Origin of the sequence: Pseudomonas sp. SK3(2021) (assembly GCF_016772375.1) — a bacterium.
Taxonomy (GTDB): Bacteria; Pseudomonadota; Gammaproteobacteria; order Pseudomonadales; family Pseudomonadaceae; genus Aquipseudomonas; species Aquipseudomonas chlororaphis_I.
The window spans coordinates 2,043,150-2,061,872 of sequence record NZ_CP061943.1 but is presented as its reverse complement, the minus strand read 5'-3'; the positions used below and the strand labels follow the sequence as shown (position 1 = coordinate 2,061,872).

The 18,723-nt window shown below is 62.0% G+C and carries 18 protein-coding genes; 5 read left to right on the top strand and 13 right to left on the bottom strand.

Annotation, left to right across the window (positions count from 1 at the left end; translation table 11 throughout):
• Window positions 1–20 precede the first annotated feature (20 nt).
• Genes IF690_RS09360 through sdhC form a run of 4 tightly spaced genes read right to left on the bottom strand, consistent with a single transcriptional unit; the run spans window position 21 to window position 3,250 of the window.
• On the bottom strand, window positions 21–725 hold the full coding sequence (locus tag IF690_RS09360) for a succinate dehydrogenase iron-sulfur subunit (protein WP_011060051.1): 705 nt from the start codon (window positions 723–725) through the stop codon (window positions 21–23).
• A gap of 12 nt (window positions 726–737) precedes the next feature.
• Window positions 738–2,510 (bottom strand): succinate dehydrogenase flavoprotein subunit, encoded by a 1,773-nt coding sequence (gene sdhA / locus IF690_RS09355; RefSeq protein WP_023968362.1) that lies wholly within the window; start codon window positions 2,508–2,510, stop codon window positions 738–740.
• A gap of 3 nt (window positions 2,511–2,513) precedes the next feature.
• Window positions 2,514–2,882: a succinate dehydrogenase, hydrophobic membrane anchor protein gene (sdhD, locus tag IF690_RS09350; protein ID WP_023968361.1), complete on the bottom strand. Its 369-nt coding sequence runs from the start codon at window positions 2,880–2,882 to the stop codon at window positions 2,514–2,516.
• Window positions 2,876–3,250 (bottom strand): succinate dehydrogenase, cytochrome b556 subunit, encoded by a 375-nt coding sequence (sdhC, locus tag IF690_RS09345; RefSeq protein ID WP_023968360.1) that lies wholly within the window; start codon window positions 3,248–3,250, stop codon window positions 2,876–2,878. The genes sdhD and sdhC overlap by 7 nt, the downstream gene beginning before the upstream one ends.
• A 362-nt stretch (window positions 3,251–3,612) precedes the next feature.
• Between sdhC and gltA the strand changes: the two genes are divergently transcribed.
• Complete coding sequence (gene gltA / locus IF690_RS09340; protein ID WP_023968359.1) at window positions 3,613–4,902, top strand: citrate synthase; 1,290 nt, start codon at window positions 3,613–3,615, stop codon at window positions 4,900–4,902.
• Between the two features lie 309 nt (window positions 4,903–5,211).
• Here the strand turns inward: gltA and IF690_RS09335 are convergent, their stop codons facing one another.
• From IF690_RS09335 to IF690_RS09325, 3 genes are all read right to left on the bottom strand, one after another.
• Window positions 5,212–6,870, bottom strand: coding sequence for a cation acetate symporter (locus tag IF690_RS09335; RefSeq protein ID WP_202699853.1), 1,659 nt, complete (start codon window positions 6,868–6,870; stop codon window positions 5,212–5,214).
• Entirely contained in the window at window positions 6,867–7,178 is a 312-nt protein-coding gene (locus IF690_RS09330; protein ID WP_009042787.1) for a DUF485 domain-containing protein, read from the bottom strand. Before IF690_RS09330 ends, IF690_RS09335 begins: the two co-directional genes overlap by 4 nt.
• Window positions 7,179–7,369: 191 nt before the next feature.
• Window positions 7,370–8,221 carry a glycine betaine ABC transporter substrate-binding protein gene (locus IF690_RS09325; protein ID WP_202699852.1) on the bottom strand — a complete coding sequence of 284 codons (852 nt, stop codon included), beginning with the start codon at window positions 8,219–8,221 and terminating at the stop codon, window positions 7,370–7,372.
• 341 nt (window positions 8,222–8,562) lie between these two features.
• Here IF690_RS09325 and IF690_RS09320 point away from each other — a divergent pair, with 341 nt between their 5' ends.
• Complete coding sequence (locus IF690_RS09320) at window positions 8,563–10,116, top strand: glycoside hydrolase family 17 protein (protein ID WP_202699851.1); 1,554 nt, start codon at window positions 8,563–8,565, stop codon at window positions 10,114–10,116.
• A gap of 70 nt (window positions 10,117–10,186) precedes the next feature.
• Here IF690_RS09320 and IF690_RS09315 read toward each other — a convergent pair whose 3' ends face one another.
• The gene (locus tag IF690_RS09315) at window positions 10,187–10,558 is read right to left on the bottom strand and encodes a hypothetical protein (RefSeq protein ID WP_202699850.1); all 372 of its coding nucleotides are present in this window, start codon (window positions 10,556–10,558) and stop codon (window positions 10,187–10,189) included.
• Window positions 10,559–10,798: 240 nt separating this feature from the next.
• Between IF690_RS09315 and mlaY the strand changes: the two genes are divergently transcribed.
• From mlaY to IF690_RS09300, 3 genes are all read left to right on the top strand, one after another.
• Entirely contained in the window at window positions 10,799–12,097 is a 1,299-nt protein-coding gene (gene mlaY, locus IF690_RS09310) for a lipid asymmetry maintenance lipase MlaY (protein WP_202699849.1), read from the top strand.
• Window positions 12,090–12,878, top strand: a complete 789-nt coding sequence (locus tag IF690_RS09305) for an MlaA family lipoprotein (protein ID WP_202699848.1) — start codon at window positions 12,090–12,092, stop codon at window positions 12,876–12,878. The genes mlaY and IF690_RS09305 overlap by 8 nt, the downstream gene beginning before the upstream one ends.
• A 157-nt stretch (window positions 12,879–13,035) precedes the next feature.
• On the top strand, window positions 13,036–15,069 hold the full coding sequence (locus tag IF690_RS09300; protein ID WP_202699847.1) for an FUSC family protein: 2,034 nt from the start codon (window positions 13,036–13,038) through the stop codon (window positions 15,067–15,069).
• A 65-nt stretch (window positions 15,070–15,134) separates the two neighbouring features.
• Here the strand turns inward: IF690_RS09300 and IF690_RS09295 are convergent, their stop codons facing one another.
• The 5 genes from IF690_RS09295 to IF690_RS09275 form a co-directional block, all read right to left on the bottom strand.
• Window positions 15,135–15,740, bottom strand: coding sequence for a LysE family translocator (locus IF690_RS09295; protein WP_009042782.1), 606 nt, complete (start codon window positions 15,738–15,740; stop codon window positions 15,135–15,137).
• Window positions 15,741–15,829: 89 nt separating this feature from the next.
• A complete protein-coding gene (locus IF690_RS09290) occupies window positions 15,830–16,459 on the bottom strand; it encodes a LysE family translocator (RefSeq protein ID WP_202699846.1) in 630 nt (209 codons plus the stop codon).
• An 80-nt stretch (window positions 16,460–16,539) separates the two neighbouring features.
• Window positions 16,540–17,142: a formyltransferase family protein gene (locus tag IF690_RS09285; protein ID WP_007931465.1), complete on the bottom strand. Its 603-nt coding sequence runs from the start codon at window positions 17,140–17,142 to the stop codon at window positions 16,540–16,542.
• Window positions 17,143–17,202: 60 nt separating this feature from the next.
• The gene (locus IF690_RS09280; protein WP_202699845.1) at window positions 17,203–18,525 is read right to left on the bottom strand and encodes an aspartate aminotransferase family protein; all 1,323 of its coding nucleotides are present in this window, start codon (window positions 18,523–18,525) and stop codon (window positions 17,203–17,205) included.
• A gap of 27 nt (window positions 18,526–18,552) precedes the next feature.
• The gene (locus IF690_RS09275) at window positions 18,553–18,696 is read right to left on the bottom strand and encodes a hypothetical protein (RefSeq protein WP_007931463.1); all 144 of its coding nucleotides are present in this window, start codon (window positions 18,694–18,696) and stop codon (window positions 18,553–18,555) included.
• Between the last annotated feature and the right edge of the window lie 27 nt (window positions 18,697–18,723).

Sequence of the window (18,723 nt, the reverse complement as noted above, 5' to 3'; positions counted from 1 at the left end):
CTACGGGTACAACAGCTGAATCACACGCCGCTTTGCAGCAGCATGTTACGTATGTGACCGATGGCCTTAGTCGGGTTCAGGCCTTTCGGACAAACGTTGACGCAGTTCATGATGCCGCGGCAGCGGAATACGCTGAACGGATCATCCAGCGAAGCCAGACGCTCGGACGTCTTGGTGTCGCGGCTGTCTGCCAGGAAGCGATAGGCTTGCAGCAGGGCAGCTGGACCCAGGAACTTGTCCGGGTTCCACCAGAAGGACGGGCAGGAAGTCGAGCAGCAAGCGCACAGGATGCACTCGTACAGACCATCGAGCTTTTCGCGCTCTTCAGGGGACTGCAGACGCTCGATGGCCGGGGCCGGCGTGTCGTTCTGCAGGAATGGCTTCACCTTTTCGTATTGCTTGTAGAAGATGCTCATATCGACGACCAGGTCACGGATAACCGGCAAACCTGGCAGCGGACGAACAACCAGCTTGTTCTTCTTCACCACGGCAGACAGCGGCGTGATGCACGCCAGGCCGTTCTTGCCGTTGATGTTCATGCCGTCGGAACCGCAAACACCTTCACGGCAGGAGCGACGATAGGAGAAACCTTCGTCCTGCTCTTTGATCAGCGCCAGTACGTCCAGCACCATCAGATCCTTGCCACCGGTGTCGACCTGGAAAACCTGGGTTTTCGGCGCGGAGTCGGTGTCAGGGTTGTAACGATAAACTTCGACTTGCAACATATCGATCACCCTTTAGTAAGTCCGGACTTTTGGTTCAAAAGTCGGAACAGTCTTCGGCGAGAAGTTAACGGCACGCTTGGCAACGCGCTTCTCACCCGGGAAGTACAGGGTGTGGCACAGCCAGTTTTCGTCGTCGCGGTCTTCGAAGTCTTCACGGGCGTGGGCGCCGCGGGACTCTTTGCGCACTTCGGCAGCGATGGCGGTGGCTTCGGCCACTTCCAGCAGGTTCTGCAGTTCCAGCGCTTCGATACGTGCGGTGTTGAACGCCTGCGACTTGTCGTTGATCTTGACGTTGGCGATGCGGGTACGCAGCTCGGCCAGCTGGGCAATGCCCTTCTGCATGTATTCGCCGGTACGGAATACGCCGAAGTAGTTCTGCATGCAGCTTTGCAGCTCGCGACGCAGGGTCGCCACGTCTTCGCCATCGGTACGCTCGTTGAGCGCGGACAAGCGCGCCAGGGCCGCATTGATGTCGGCATCGGTAGCATCGTCGTATTCGATACCGTCGCTCAGCGCCTTTTCCAGGTGCAGGCCGGCAGCACGGCCGAACACCACCAGGTCGAGCAGCGAGTTGCCGCCCAGACGGTTGGCGCCGTGAACCGATACGCAAGCCACTTCACCCACTGCGAACAGGCCAGGGATGATTTCGTCGTTGCCTTCGGCGTTCTGGGTGATCGCCTGGCCATGAATGTTGGTGGCAACGCCGCCCATCATATAGTGGCAAGTCGGAACAACCGGAACCGGAGCAACAACCGGGTCAACGTGAGCGAACGTCTTGGACAGTTCGCAGATGCCTGGCAGACGGCTGTGCAGCACTTCCTCGCCCAGGTGGTCGAGCTTGAGCATCACGTGGTCGCCATTCGGACCGCAACCGTTGCCGGCGATGATCTCTTTAACCATCGAACGGGCAACAACGTCACGACCGGCAAGGTCCTTGGCGTTCGGAGCATAACGCTCCATGAAACGCTCGCCGTGCTTGTTGATCAGGTAACCGCCTTCACCACGGCAACCTTCGGTAACCAGTACACCGGCGCCGGCGATGCCGGTCGGGTGGAACTGCCACATTTCGATGTCTTGTACCGGCACGCCGGCACGCAGCGCCATGCCGACACCGTCACCGGTGTTGATCAGGGCGTTGGTGGTGGATGCATAGATACGACCTGCACCGCCGGTCGCCAATACGGTGGCTTTCGCGCGGATGTAGGTGGTTTCGCCGGTTTCGATGCAGATCGCGATCACACCGACGAACGCGCCATCCTGGTTCTTTACCAGGTCGACGGCGTAGTACTCGTTCAGGAAGGTGGTGCCGGCTTTCAGGTTGCCCTGATAAAGGGTGTGCAGCAGCGCGTGACCGGTACGGTCGGAAGCTGCGCAGGTACGGGCAGCCTGGCCGCCTTTACCGTAATCCTTGGACTGACCGCCGAAAGGACGCTGGTAGATACGGCCGGTTTCGGTGCGGGAGAACGGCAGGCCCATGTGGTCCAGCTCGAAAACCGCGGCCGGACCTTCCTGACACATGTATTCGATAGCGTCCTGGTCACCGATGTAGTCGGAACCCTTGACGGTATCGTACATGTGCCAGCGCCAGTCATCGTTCGGGTCGGCCGACGCGATGGCGCAGGTGATGCCGCCCTGGGCCGACACAGTGTGCGAGCGGGTCGGGAACACCTTGGTGATCACTGCAGTCTTGTGGCCGCCCTGGGCCAGCTGCAATGCAGCACGCATGCCGGCGCCGCCGCCGCCAATGATGATGGCGTCGAAAGAAATCGTTGGAATGTTAGCCATGAATCAGATACCCCAGAGAATCTGCACACCCCAGACGAAGTAGGCGAACATTGCAACGCCGCATACTGCCTGGAAAAGGAAACGTACTGCAGTCGCCGATTTGCCCAGCGCCATCGGCGTCAGGTAGTCGGTCGAGATGGTCCACATGCCGACCCAGGCGTGAGCGCCCAGAGCGACCATGGCCAGCAGGCTGAAAATACGCATCCAGTTGTTGGAGAACAGTGCGTGCCATTGCTCGTAGCCAAGGCCCGGGTTCGCAACGAGGTATCCGATCAGGAAGATGAAATAAGCCGCGAGAACGACCGCAGACACACGTTGTGCCATCCAGTCATAGAGGCCCGAACGCGACAGATTCGTAACGCTGGTTACCATATCCAAACTCCTGCCAGAACGATCAGCACCACGGAAATGGCGATGACGATTTTCGAGCCCAGGCGGCCGCCTTCCAGCGTCTCACCGATGCCCATGTCCATGATCAAGTGGCGCACACCGGCTACCAGGTGATACAGAAGAGAGGACAGGAGGCCCCATGCTACGAACTTGGCCAGCGGGCTGGTCAAGCATGCCTTCACCTCGGCGTACCCTTCCTCGGAGCCCAGGGATTTGCTCAATGCATAAAGCATGATGCCCAAGCCCAGGAAGAGGATGATGCCGGAAACACGGTGCAGGAACGACGTAACGCCGGTGATGGGGAGTTTGATGGTCCTTAGGTCTAGGTTTACAGGTCGTTGGCTATTCACGGCTTTTTTTCACACTGAAGAGCCCCTAACAATCAGGGCAAAGTTGTTGGGGAGTGCACTGGTCAGGTAGCACCACCCAGGGAGTGCGACCCCCATCAAACCGGGCCCGAAAGCCCATGGCGGTCGGTGGCCGAGTATAGACAGTTAGGCTACTAATGACAACGCAATCACCTTCCCCTAATAGCTCATTGCGTTAGGTGGATAAAAGGCGTAAATGGCGGGGAATTTCGAGGAAAAAGTCCGGTTAAAGCCTTCTGGGGCAAGACTTTAGGCAAATTGACATTCGGATTTATCTCACTATAGTGGTGCGGGCCCTGCGTGGGGGGTCTGTCTGATGATTTCAAGCATAAATAGGAGGCCACATGGCTGACAAAAAAGCGCAGTTGATCATCGAGGGCGCAGCCCCCGTCGAGCTGCCCATTTTAACCGGCACCGTTGGTCCCGATGTAATCGATGTTCGGAGCTTGACGGCCACGGGCCGCTTCACCTTTGACCCGGGTTTCATGTCGACCGCCTCCTGCGAGTCGAAAATCACCTATATCGACGGCGACAACGGCATTCTGTTGCACCGCGGCTACCCGATCGAACAGTTGGCTGAAAAGTCGGACTACCTGGAAACCTGCTACCTGCTGCTCAACGGCGAATTGCCGACCGCAGAACAGAAGGCCCAGTTCGTTGGCAACGTGAAGAACCACACCATGGTTCACGAGCAGTTGAAGACCTTCTTCAACGGCTTCCGTCGCGACGCCCACCCGATGGCGGTCATGTGCGGCGTAGTCGGCGCCCTCTCTGCCTTCTACCACGACTCCCTGGACATCAATAACCCGCAGCATCGCGAAATCTCCGCGATCCGCCTGGTTGCCAAGATGCCGACCCTGGCCGCGATGGTTTACAAGTACTCCATGGGTCAACCCATGATGTACCCGCGCAACGACCTGTCGTACGCGGAAAACTTCCTGCACATGATGTTCAACACCCCGTGCGAGATCAAACCGATCAGCCCGGTGCTGGCCAAGGCAATGGACCGGATCTTCATCCTCCATGCCGACCACGAGCAGAATGCATCGACCTCCACCGTACGCCTGGCGGGCTCCTCGGGCGCCAACCCGTTCGCCTGTATCGCTGCCGGTATCGCCGCGCTATGGGGCCCGGCCCATGGCGGCGCCAACGAAGCGGTACTGACCATGCTCGACGAAATTGGCGATGTCTCGAACATCGACAAGTTCATCGCCAAGGCCAAGGACAAGAACGATCCGTTCAAGCTGATGGGCTTCGGTCACCGCGTCTACAAGAACCGCGACCCACGCGCCACCGTCATGAAGCAGACCTGCGACGAAGTGCTGAAAGAGCTGGGCATCAAGCACGACAAACAACTCGAACTGGCCATGCGCCTGGAAGAGATCGCCCTGACCGACCCGTACTTCATCGAGCGCTCGCTGTACCCGAACGTCGACTTCTACTCGGGGATCATCCTCAAGGCCATCGGCATTCCAACCAGCATGTTCACCGTGATCTTCGCCCTGGCGCGTACCGTCGGCTGGATCTCGCACTGGAAAGAAATGCTCTCCAGCCCTTACAAGATCGGCCGCCCTCGCCAGCTGTACACCGGCTACAAGTCGCGCGACATCACCAAGCTGGAAGATCGCAAGTAAGACCTGTTGCCTTGCGCTAACGTCTTGACTGCAGCGGATACGGCCTCTTAATAGAGGCCGTATTTGTTTGTGCCCCTCCCCCGCCACGTCCCTGTAACAGCCTGTATTCGGCCGCACAGCGGGTGTAGAACGCCAAGTTCGCGCCACTCTTACGGCGAGAAGCTTGCGAGCGCTGCGCACTCGATCGTAGGCTGCGCCAGCGGCTACAGAAGGCGCAGGCATACCTGTACCCATAAAAATGCCCCTGTCTTTCGACAGGGGCATTGGTTTGCAACTCAGCTTATATATAGAAGCCGATACACAAGCGCCTTAGTGCGATACCGCGCCGCTGGCTCCCAGGCCGGTCTGCGAGCGCACGAATTGCGGGAAGAACAGCGCCCGCTCATTGTCAGCCGCAGTGGACTTGTCGGTGATGGAGAAGAACCAGATCCCGATAAAGGCAATGATCATCGAGAACAGCGCCGGGTACTCGTAAGGGAAGATGGCTTTTTCATGCCCCATGATCTGCACCCAGATGGTCGGGCCGAGGATCATCAGGCCAACGGCACTGACCAGGCCCAGCCAGCCGCCAACCATGGCGCCGCGGGTGGTGAGTTTCTTCCAGTACATGGAAAGCAGCAGTACCGGGAAGTTGCAGCTGGCCGCGATGGAGAACGCCAGGCCGACCATGAACGCGATGTTCTGGCTCTCGAACAGAATGCCCAGGGCAATCGCCAGCACACCCAGGCACACGGTGGTGATCTTCGAGACGCGGATTTCATCCTTCTCGTTGGCCTTGCCTTTCTTGATCACGCTGGCGTACAGGTCGTGGGAAACCGCCGAGGCCCCGGCCAGGGTCAGGCCAGCCACCACCGCCAGGATAGTGGCGAAGGCCACCGCCGAGATGAAGCCGAGGAACACGCTGCCGCCCACGGCATTGGCCAGGTGCACCGCCGCCATGTTGTTGCCGCCGAGCAGAGCGCCCGCCGCATCCTTGAACACCGGGTTGGTGCTGACCAAGAGGATCGCGCCAAAACCGATGATGAAGGTCAGGATGTAGAAGTAGCCAATGAAGCCGGTGGCATACAGCACGCTCTTGCGCGCTTCCTTGGCGTCGCTCACGGTGAAGAAGCGCATCAGGATGTGCGGCAGGCCCGCGGTACCGAACATCAGCGCCAGGCCGAGGGAGAACGCCGAGATCGGATCCTTCACCAGGCCGCCCGGGCTCATGATCGCTTCACCTTTGGGGTGAACCTTGGTGGCTTCGGAGAACAGCATGTTGAAGTCGAAGTTGACATGCTTCATGACCATCAGCGCCATGAACGAGGCGCCGGACAGCAGCAGGACCGCCTTGATGATCTGCACCCAGGTGGTCGCCAGCATGCCGCCGAACAGCACGTACAGCACCATCAGGATACCCACCAGGATCACCGCCACATGGTAATCGAGGCCGAACAGCAGCTGGATCAGCTTGCCGGCACCGACCATTTGCGCGATCAGGTAGAACGCCACCACCACCAGCGAGCCGCAGGCCGACAGCGAGCGGATCTGGGTCTGCCCAAGGCGATAGGACGCCACGTCGGCAAAGGTGTACTTGCCCAGGTTGCGCAGGCGCTCGGCGATCAGGAACAGAATGATCGGCCAGCCCACCAGGAAGCCAATCGAATAGATCAGCCCGTCATAGCCGGAGGTGAACACCAGGGCGGAAATACCCAGGAAGGACGCCGCCGACATGTAGTCACCGGCAATCGCCAGGCCGTTCTGGAAACCGGTGATCTTGCCGCCCGCGGCATAGTAGTCGGCCGCCGACTTGTTGCGCTTGGAGGCCCAGTAGGTGATGCACAGGGTGGCCCCGACGAACAGCACGAACATGATGATCGCAGAGACATTGAGGGGTTGCTTATGCACTTCGCCGGTCAGGGCGTCGGCTGCCCAGAGACCTGGAGCAAAGGCCACGAGGCTAAAAAAAGCCAATAGACGCCGGATCATTGCTGGGCCTCCTTGAGAATCGCATTGTTCAGGTCGTCGAATTCGCCATTGGCGCGCCGCACGTAGATACCGGTCAGGACAAAGGCCGCGACAATCAACCCGACACCAATGGGAATGCCCCAGGTGATCGATGATTCAGGACTGAGTTTTGCTCCCAGCACATGGGGTCCGTAGGCAATCAGCAGGATGAAGCCCGAATAAAGCCCGAGCATGATCGCCGACAGTATCCAGGCGAATCGTTCTCGCTTGCTGACCAGCTCCTTGAAACGCGAGCTGTTTTGAATCGAGAGGTAAATGCTGTCGTTCATTGTTTTTATCCTCGCAGCACAGATTTTAGTTGGAACGTAGTCCACTCTATGCAGCTCTGGAGCCGGTTCCAGACGACCTTAGTATTAGAACGACAGTCCCCCTGGCAGGCACTTTTGTGCCGGGCAAAACGAAAGGCCGCCGGGTGTGAACACCCGGCGGCCTCGAGACCTGCGAGCTAGACGCTTCCCGGTCAGTTAGCGGTCCATTCGGCGACGCGCTCAGGGTGCTTGGCGACCCAGTCCTTGGCCGCGGCTTCCGGCTTGGCGCCCTCTTGAATCGCCAGCATCACCTCGCCGATTTCATCCTTGGAGGCCCACTGGAACTTCTTCAGGAAGGCCGCAACCTCCGGCGCCTTCTTCTCCAGGTCTTTGCTGCCGATGCTGTTGACGGTTTCGGCGGCACCGTAAACACCCTTCGGATCGTCGAGGAAGCGCAGCTTCCACTTGGCGAACATCCAGTGCGGCACCCAGCCGGTGACCGCGATGGAGTCCTTCTTCTCTTCGGCACGGGTCAGCTCGGCAATCATCGCCGCGCCCGAACTGGCTTGCAGCTTGTAGTCCAGCCCGTAGTCCTTGATGGCCTGGTCGGTCTTGAGCATCACGCCCGAGCCGGCATCGATACCGACGATCTTGTTCTTGAAGGTGGTGTCGTCCTTCAGGTCGGCGATGCTCTTGGGCTTGACGTACTCCGGAACGATCAGGCCGATTTTCGCGTCCTTGAAGTTGGGGCCGTAGTCGACCACCTTGTCCTTGTTCTTGGTCCAGTACTCGCCGTGGGTCACCGGCAGCCAGGCCGACAGCATCGCATCCAGTTTGCCGGTGGCCACGCCCTGCCACATGATCCCGGTTGCGACGGCCTGCAACTTCACGTCATAACCGAGCTTCTGCTTGATCACCTCAGACGCTACATACGTGGTCGCCACACTGTCCGACCAACCGTCGACATAGCCGATGCTCAGGGTTTTGCTGTCGGCGCTGGCCAGGGTGGAACTGATCGCAAGTACCAGACCGGCACCCGCGCCTAAGAGTCGTCGCATCTTCATCGTTACTTCCCCGAAAGTACTGCGCCCGACAGGTGCCGAGCCGCGTCAACCTGTTGTTATGGTGCACAGCGCCCTCATCACGCCCCACCAACTTGCTCGAACATCAGCGCGATTGCCCTATGAGAGCCCTGACGCGTCGATCATCAACCCGACGCCAAAGGCGACCTGCTCTGACTACGACCTCAAAACATTCAGCAACGACACCCGTTGGCCAGTAATCGGGGCGTGCCAAAAACAGTCGCCCAATCCCGCCCGAACTTTGCATGTCAAAATCATGCAGGCCACCTGGGCAGTGGCAAATCCGGGTAAGATGCCCGGCTTTGTTTCCTGACGGCCTGACCATGCCCTCGATTGCCCGCTTCCCGCTCCTGCCCTATCTATTCGCCTGCCTGCTGGGAGTCTTCGCGCTCTGCGGTTTCTGGTACGGCCTCGGCCAACCGGTGGTGCTGCCGGATGTCGCCAGCGCCAGTCACAAACTGCAATGCGCGTCCTACACCCCGTTCGACAAGGACCAGTCGCCCTTCGACCAGCCGTTCAAGTTGCGCCCGGAGCGCATGGACGCCGACCTGGCGTTGCTGGCAACACGCTTCGAGTGCATCCGCACCTATTCCATGACCGGCCTCGAAGCCCTGCCGGACCTGGCGCGCAAGCATGGCCTGAAGCTGATGATCGGCGCCTGGGTCAACAGCAACCCGGTGGACACCGAAAAAGAGGTCGACCTGCTGATCGCCTCGGCCAATGCCAACCCGGATGTGGTGAGCTCGGTGATCGTCGGCAACGAGGCCCTGCTGCGCAAGGAAGTCACCGGCCCGCAACTGGCCAGGCTGATCAACAAGGTCAAGGCTCACGTCAAGCAACCGGTCACCTACGCGGATGTCTGGGAGTTCTGGCTCAAGCACCCGGAAATCGCGCCAGCGGTGGATTTCCTGACCATCCACCTGCTGCCCTACTGGGAAGACGATCCGTCCAACATCGACGCCGCGCTGAACCATGTGGCCCAGGTGCGCCAAGTGTTCGGCAACAAGTTCGCGCCCAAGGACGTGATGATCGGCGAAACCGGCTGGCCCAGCGAAGGCCGCCAGCGCGAAACCGCCCTGCCGAGCCGGGTCAACGAAGCCAAGTTCATCCGTGGTTTTGTGGTCATGGCCGAACAGAATGGCTGGCATTACAACCTGATCGAGGCCTTCGACCAGCCATGGAAACGCGCCAGCGAAGGCGCGGTCGGCGGTTACTGGGGGCTGTTCGATGCCGATCGCCAGGACAAGGGCGTGCTCGCCGGGCCGGTATCGAACCTGCCTTACTGGCCAGTGTGGCTGGGCGTGGGCGGAGTGATCTTCCTCGCCACCCTGACCCTCGGAGGCCGGGTCCGCGGCACTCGCGCGGCTTTGGTCCTGCCCTTGCTCGGAGCCCTCGCCGCCTGCTCCATCGGCGCCTGGGGCGAACTGGCGCGGGTCACCAGCCGCTTTGCCGGGGAATGGTTCTGGGCGGGCCTGCTGCTGGCCCTGAACCTGCTGGTGCTGGCCCACGCGGCACTGAGCTTGAGCACCCGCACCGGCTGGCGCCAACGCGCTTTCGACAGCCTGGAAAAACGTGCCGGCTGGCTGCTTGCCGCCGCCGGTTTCGCCGCTGCGGTGATGATGCTGGAACTGGTGTTCGACCCACGTTATCGCAGCTTCCCCAGCGCCGCCCTGCTACTGCCGGCCCTGGTCTACCTGTGCCGCCCGGTGCGGGTGCCGCGTCGCGAAATCGCCCTGCTGACCTTTATCGTCGGCGCCGGCATCGCCCCTCAGCTGTATCGCGAAGGCCTGGAAAACCAGCAAGCCTGGGGCTGGGCCCTGGTCAGCGTGCTGATGGTCGCCGCCCTGTGGCGCAGCTTGCGGGCTCGCAAAGCCTGAGGCCCGTAGAAGCGAGACTTGCCTGCGATGGCAGCACCGCCTCATCGTTCATCGCGAGCAAGCTTCGCGCCTACACCACCGTGCGAGGCGCCCGCACCAACCGCAAGGCGCCGATCACGATGGCAAACACCGCCAGGCTGGTGTTGTAGAGCGCCAGCGCCGGAAAACCGAACAGCAGCGCCAGCACCGCCAGGCCCCAGCCGGAACGGCCGGGCACCACGAAGGCGATCAGGGCCGCCGCCAGCGCCGCCCAGCCCATGACCTTGAAGTGGATCAGCAGCCCCAGGCTGGAACGCGCCTGGCACTCCCAGCGGCTGGCCTCGTCGACGCAGACGCCGACCCATCGAGCGTCCTCCATGAAGCCGTAGCGCACGCCATAACTGGCGGCCAGCCACAACGGCAGGACAACAAGCAGCAGAATCACGGGAAGACGGCGGGACATGAAGCACTCCGATAAACGAAAACGGCGCCCAGCATAATCGCCCGGGGGCGGTAAGCAAGCGTGTTGCACAGATAACTGTTGAGCAAACAGCGGCAAAGTGTATCGTCTGGCTACTATTACCGCCGATCCGGCTTTGCCCTGCCTTGATCGTTTTTTGTACCGTGCCATGGCACTTCGGCAGCAACCCGGTGGTCATAGCCTGCGAACTTCACTCGGCACCTTCCTCTAAGGGATTTAGTCATGCTCCGTTCCTTGCGCTTCGCTGCCCTGTTTGGCGGCCTTATTTCGAGTGCGTCCGCAATGGCGGTCGACATCGACGCCGCCAGCTATGGCTACCCCTTGACCAATCCGTTCGAGGCGACCATTGCCACCACTCCGCCGGACCTGCGTCCGAAGCTGCCGAGTGACGACGATATCAATCAGTCCGACCGCAGCCTGACCTTGCGCCCCGAGCGCGAGTTCATCCTGCCGGACAACTTCTGGGCAGTGAAAAAGCTCACCTACCGCATCGCCGAGCAGGACCATGCCGCACCGCTGATCTTCCTTATCGCCGGCACTGGCGCGCGCTATGACAGCAGCCTCAACGAATACCTGAAGAAACTCTATTACCAGGCCGGCTACCACGTGGTGCAGCTGTCCTCGCCCACCAGCTTCGACTTCATCAGCGCCGCCTCGCGGTTCGCCACCCCCGGCGTGACCAAGGAAGACGCCGAAGACATGTATCGCGTGATGCAGGCGGTACGCGCGCAGAACCCGAAACTGCCGGTCACCGACTTCTACCTCACCGGCTACAGCCTCGGCGCCCTGGATGCGGCCTTCGTCAGCAAGCTGGACGAAACCCGGCGCAGCTTCAACTTCAAGAAAGTCCTGCTGCTCAACCCGCCGGTCAACCTCTATACCTCCATCACCAACCTCGACAAGCTGGTGCAGACCGAGGTCAAGGGCATCAATAACACCACCACCTTCTACGAACTGGTGCTGAACAAGCTGACCCGCTACTTCCAGCAGAAGGGCTATATCGATCTCAACGATGCCCTGCTCTACGACTTCCAGCAGTCCAAGCAGCACCTGAGCAACGAGCAGATGGCGATGCTGATCGGCACCTCGTTCCGCTTCTCCGCCGCCGACATCGCGTTCACTTCGGACCTGATCAACCGCCGCGGCCTGATCACCCCGCCCAAGTACCCGATCAGCGAAGGCACCAGCCTCACGCCCTTCCTCAAGCGCGCCCTGCAGTGCGACTTCGACTGTTACCTCACCGAGCAGGTCATCCCGATGTGGCGCGCCCGTACCGACGGTGGCAGCGTGCTGCAACTGATCGACCAGGTGAGCCTGTACGCACTCAAGGATTACTTGCGCGACAGCCCGAAAATCGCCGTGATGCACAACGCCGACGACGTGATCCTCGGCCCCGGCGACCTGGGGTTCCTGCGCAAGACCTTTGGCGACCGGCTGACGGTCTACCCCCATGGCGGCCATTGCGGCAACCTCAACTACCGCGTCAACAGCGACGCCATGCTGGAGTTCTTCCGTGGCTAAACATCTCCTGCTCATCGCTGCGTTGTTCTGCGCAGGCTATGCCAATGCCGACGACGGCAAGACCGAGACACCCGTGGCGGCAGACGGGGACGGTTTCACCCAACCGCTCAAGCGACTCAAGTTCAACCCGGGCCTGGACCAGCGCGAGTTCGAGCGCTCGACCCTCAACGCGCTGAACGTCTACGACCCGCTGGAGTCGTGGAACCGCCGGGTGTACCACTTCAACTACCGCTTCGATCAGTGGGTGTTCCTGCCGGTGGTCGACGGTTACCGCTACATCACCCCGAGCTTCCTGCGCACCGGTGTGAGCAACTTCTTCAACAACCTGGGCGACGTACCGAACCTGGTCAACAGCCTGCTGCAGTTCAAGGGCCAGCGCTCGCTGAACACCACCGCCCGCCTGCTGGTCAACACCACCATCGGCATCGGCGGTCTCTGGGACCCGGCCACCCGCATGGGCCTGCCACGCCAGAGCGAAGACTTCGGCCAGACCCTGGGCTTCTACGGCGTGCCGGGCGGCGCCTATTTCGTCCTGCCGATCCTCGGGCCCTCGAACCTTCGCGATACCGCCGGGCTGGCCGTGGACTACACCACCGAATCGGCGATCAACTTCCTCAACGTTTCCGAGGTCAGCTCGAACCACCCGGAGCTCTGGGTCCTGCGCAGTATCGACAAGCGCTATCAGACCAGCTTCCGCTATGGCCAGCTGGACTCGCCGTTCGAGTACGAGAAAGTCCGCTACGTCTACACCGAGTCGCGCAAGCTGCAAATCGCCGAGTGATCCCTCCAGGGCCCTGCCATCCGCGCAGGGCCCTGTTCTCCGCCCTTGCCCCTCTCAGCTCCCGCATCTTCGCCAGAAGCGGAAAAATCCCCATTGGAATTACCCAGGCAAGTCGATACCATGCTAATCATTAGCTAGCTATCTATGTGCCTTGCCAATGAAAACCCCCACCCTGCGAATCCCCGATTTCGCGCTGGCCGTCCTGGCTCCCAGCCGCAACGACCTGCTGTTCGCCATCAGGAACATGATCGCCGGGGGCATCGCGCTGTACCTGGCCTTTCGCTTCAACCTCGAACAGCCGCAATGGGCCCTGACCACCGTGTTCATCGTCAGCCAGCCCAGCAGCGGCATGGTCCTGGCCAAGGGCGCGTTCCGCCTGCTCGGCACCTTTAGCGGAGCCCTGGCCTCGATTCTGCTGATCGGCCTGTTCGGCCAGGCGCCCCTGCTGTTCCTGCTGGCGATGGCGTCCTGGCTGGCCTTCTGCACCACCGGCGCCTCGCTGCTGCGCAATCATGCTTCCTACGGCTTCGTACTGGCCGGCTACACCGCGGCGATCATCGCCCTGCCCGCTACCGCACATCCGCTGCTGGTATTCGACCAGGCCGTGGCCCGCTGTTCGGAAATCAGCCTGGGCATCATCTGCGCGGCAATCGCCAGCACCGTGCTCTGGCCGCGCCGGGCCGAACAGGCGCTGGCCACCCAAGGCAAGCTGGCCTGGCAAGCCGGCATGCGCGCTGCGGCCTCCGAGCTGATCGGCCAGGACCAGCGCAAGGGGCTGCTGGAAGCCCTCGGCAAGCTGGTAGTGGTCGATGCCCAGCGCGATCACGCCTGGTTCGAAGGACCCCAGGGCCGTCGGCGCTCCCAGGCCCTGCGGGTACTCAGTCGCGACTTGCTGCGCCTGTTGCGCGCCGCCCGCGGCGTGGCCCGCCAGCGGCTGATGCTCGACAGCGCGGCGAATGCCGTGGTGGCACCGCTGATCGAACAACTGGCCACGGCCCTGGAACACGGCCAAGAAGAAGACATCGCCCAGCTGTCGGCACGCCTTCAAGCAGTACTGCAGGACCGCAGCCTGTCGCAGGACACCCATCTGTGCCTGATGCAATTGGCTCAGGTGCCGGCGCTGCTGGAACGCAGTGCGCAGACCCTACAAGCCGTCGAGCAAGGCCGGGTACCCCATGGCGCGCCTGGTGCCCTGTCCTGGCACCGTGATATCGAGCAAGGCATCCTCGGCGGCCTGCGCAGCGCCCTGGCGTTTCTCGCCGTGGCCGGCTTCTGGGTGCTCTCGGCCTGGCCCTCCGGCCTGGGCGCGGTGTCGATCTGCGGGGTAGTGCTGAGCCTGTTCGCCGGCCGGGCAAACCCTTCCGCCGCCAGCCTCGACTTTCTCAAGGGCATCGCCCTGTCGGTACCGATCGCCGGCTTCGTCGGCCTTGGCTTGCTGCCCGGCTGGGACGGTTTCCCACTGCTGTGCGTGGGGCTCGGGGTGCCACTGTTTTGCGCCTCGCTGTGCATGAGCAAGCCGCGGATGGCACCGATCGCGTCGGCGTTCTGCATCTTTTTCGTCAACAACGTCGGCCCCGGCAACCTGATGACCTACGACCTGGCCAACTTCCTCAACAAGGCCATGGCCACCCTGGTCGGCGTCGGCATCGCGGTCCTGGTGTTCCGCCTGGTCAGCCTCAACCCCGGGGAGCATCACTATCGGCGGATGTTCCGCGCCTCGCTGTTCGACCTGGCGCAACTCACCTCGCGCCCGCTGGAGCAAGCCGAAAGCTGGTTCGGCGGGCGCATGGCCGACCGCCTGATCCGTCTGGCGCGCTACACCGAAAGCCTGCCCCAGGAACGCCGCCAGCACTGGGACAACGGCCTGTTCGGTCTCGACCTGGGTGACGAACTGCTGCAATTGCGCGCCAGCCTGGGCGCCGCGACCGGCGCCCTGGGCATCGAGCGCGGGCACTACCTGCAAAGCATCGCCACGCTGTTCAAGTCGGGCGGACCGGCGTCACGCCGCACCGATCGACTGGACGCTCCGACCGTCGCCCTGCTCAAGGCCCTGGAGCAGGCACCGCAACTGCCGGAACAGGATCGGGAAATGGCCAGGGCGGCGCTGCTGCAACTGCAATTCACCTGGCACAAATGGTGCCGCCTGACTCGCCACGAACCCGGCGTGGCGGCTGTCGCCCAGGGGCTATGAGCGGGTAAAAAAACCGCCACGCGCCGGTTGCGGCGGGTGGCGGCATAACGCCCTGGGAAAGCCCCTCAGGCTTGCAGCAACGGGAACAAGGAAATCACCAGCAGCAACGCCATGCCGTAGTTGAACAGGCGCAGCCAGCGCGGATCGCGCAGGACATTGCGCAGCACACTGCCGAATCCGGCCCAGACCCCGACGCTTGGCGCGTTGATCAAGGCAAACAGGCTGGCGATCACCACCACGTTGAAAAAGTAACCCTGCAACGGCGTGTAGGTGCTGATGGCCCCCAGCGCCATGACCCAGGCCTTGGGGTTGACCCACTGGAACGCCGCGGCGCCCCAGAACCCCAGCGGCCGGCCCTTGCCGTCGACTTCCTGGGACACCGGCCCGGAACGGGCGATGTTCCAGGCCAGGTACAGCAGGTAGGCCGCACCGACGTAGCGCAGCACCTTGTACAGCACCGGGTAGGCTTCGAACACGGCGCCCAGGCCCAGGCCGACAGCCAGCACCAGCACCAGGAACCCCGAACTGATCCCGAGGATATGCGGCACCGTACGCCGGAACCCGAAATTCACCCCCGAGGCCAGCAGCATGGTGTTATTCGGTCCGGGGGTCACCGAGGTGACAAAGGCAAACAAGGCGAAAGCCAACAACAAGTCGATCGACAACGGCATACAGTCATCCTGAGAAGTACATGCTCCGAACAGAGCCCTGAATCATTGTTTTCGCCCCGGCGATCGCCACGGGCGAGGCTTATCCACACTTACAGCAAGGACCCGATGAAGCCCGCGGCGACCATTGCGTAGAACGCACCGCAGACCAGGCCGAAAGCCTTGCGCGTGCGGACGAAAAACGGCTCCGCCGAACGCGCGGAGAAGGCCAGGGCATAGGCGCAGAAAATCACGAAGCCGGCGACCGCGCAGCTGCCCACCAGCACGAAGCTGGCCCAGGAGGGCGCCGTGGCACTGAGGCCGACGGTGGTCACGGTGAACCAGGTCAGGGCCGCCTTGGGGTTGGTCAGGTGGATGCCCAGCCCTTGCAGGTAGAACCCTAGCGTGCGGCTCTGTCTGGCCCGGGCGCGATTGAGGTTGACCGCGCTCGAGCCCAGGGCGCCGCGGATGGATTTGTAGGCCAGCCATAACAGATAGCAGGCGCCGAGGATCTTCAGCCAGACCAGGACCTGGGTGTTGGACATCAGCAAGGCCGAGACGCCCGCGGCCGTCATCGCGCCCCAGCACAACGAACCGGAAATGACCCCGGCCGCCAGCGCCAGCCCGGGGGTACGCCCGTAGCTGAGCGAGGTATTGGCAATCGCCAGGTTACCCGGGCCAGGGCTGGCGGTTCCGATGACATAAACGGCCATAGCAGCACCAAAGCTCGATAAATCAAACATTTGACGGTCTCTCGTAGAAGTCGCGGGAGCAGGGTTTACCAACCGGGATGCCGCCCCGCGCGGGCCGGCATCCCTCCTCGCTACTTGAAGCAGCGATGATCGGGTTCTTCGGCCCGGATCTTTTCCATCCAGGGTTTGAGTTCGGATTGCTTGTACAGCCGCTCGCCCCAGCGCTCGGGCGACACCGGCAGCGGACGGCCTTGCAGGATGTAGTCGGTCAACAGGTGGATGAACTGCTGCAGGCAATAGGCGCCGACATGCAGGCGCAGCGACGAGGCCGTTTCCGCCGGGGCGATGTTGAAACGCGCGACATGGATGATGTCGCCGCTGTCCACCGAGGGCGCCAGGTGGTGGCAGGTCGAACCGTAGGTTTCGTCCTGGTAGTAGATCGCGTAGTGCTGGCTGCCCAGGCCGCGGTACTTGGGTGGCGCCGGGTGCAGGTTGATCGCGCCCTTGCGGGCCCGCTGATAGATGCTCGGCGGGAAGATGAAGTCGCCGCGGTAGGAAATGATCCAGTCGCCTTCCCAGTCTTCCAGGTGATAGGGATAGGGGTCGCCCGGGTCCCAACAGAACACTTCCAGGTTGGAAAAAACCGTCTTGGCGAATTCAACGCCGTGATCGCACCAGTCCATGGTGCACACCGACAATAGAACTTTGTCCTTGCATGGTTCGATGGTCTGCATAGTCTTTTCCACTATTGGCTGTTGGTACATTTTGAAAACACCCCCGGTCCGCCTTCCCCGCTAACCCTGCTGGCAGGCCTCGACTACCGCCGTGAAGCGCTCGATCATTTCGACGATTTCCGCCTCGCTGGAGATGAAGGGCGGCGCGAACAGCACGTGATTACCGTGGACCCCATCCGCTGTTCCGCTGCCCGGATAAATCAGCAGCCCTTGTTCCAGCGCCTGCGCCTTGAGGCTCGCGGCGTAACGGCCACCACCGCGATAGGGCTCGCGGGTATTGCGCTCCTGAACGAACTCCACGCCGACGAACAGGCCGCGCCCGCGCACATCGCCGACATGCTCGAAGCGCGCCAGGCACTCGCGCAAGCCGTGACGCAGTTGCTCGCCGCGCAGGCGCACGGCCTGCAGCAGGTTCTCGTCCTGGATGACCCGCTGCACCTCCAGCGCGACCGCGCAGGCCAGCGGATGGTTGACGTGGGTCTGGCCGTTGCCCAGCACCCCGGAGTTGCCCGCCATGGCCTCGTGCACCTGGCTGCTGACCAGCAACGCCGAGATCGGCTGGTAACCGGCCGCCAGGCCTTTGCCGACCGCGACCATGTCCGGCACGATGCCGTCGTCCTCGTAGGCGAAGAACCTGCCGGTACGGCCCATGCCGGCCATCACCTCGTCGAGGATCAGCAGCACGTCGTGGCGCTCGCACACCGCCTTGATCTTGCGGAAGTACCCCGGCACCGGCGGCACCGCGCCATTGGTGGAGCCGACCACGGTCTCGGCGAAAAACGCCGCCACCCTGTCGCTGCCCAGCGCCCTGATCTTTTCGTCCAGTTCCAGCGCCAGGCGAGTCCCGTACTGCTCGTCGCTTTCATCGGTGCCCTGATGGCGATAGGCATAACAGGGCGAGACGAATTCGGCGGGCCCCAGCAACGGCTCGAAGACCCCGCGACGCTGGAGGTTGCCGGAAATCGACAGGGTTCCCAGGGTGCTGCCGTGGTAGCTCTGCTGCCGCGAGATAAAGATCGATTTGCCCGGCAGCCCACGCTCGCACTGATACTGGTAGGCAATTTTCATCGCCAGCTCCATGACCTCGGAACCGCCGGAGAGAAACTGCGCCTTGGCCAGCCCGCCGGAAGCCCCCACCAGCAGGTCTGCCAACTCCTCGGCGGCGGCCGTGGTGAAGCTGCCGGCATGGGCCCAACTGAGTTTTTTCGCCTGCTGCTCGATGGCCGCGGCGATCCGTGGGTGTCCATGTCCCAGGCTGGAAACGGCCACCCCGCCGCACGTGTCGAGGTAGCGTTTGCCCGAAGCATCCTCAAGCCAGACCCCTGCGCCATTGACGGCGTGAATCGGTGAGGCATTCAAGTTCTTGTAGATGACCGTTGACATGGATCCGAGCCCTTGCAGTTATGCGGCCTAACGGGTGTTTTCCGGGTGGTCCCACGCCGTCGAGCCTTGATGGAAACGCTGGCTGAAGCGCGAGGAATTGAATATCCGGCGCGCCCAGCCGATCGGTAGCAACACCACAGCGAACATCAACAACGAAAGCAACCTGAGCATGGCCTTGTCTCCTGAATAAAAAGTGAG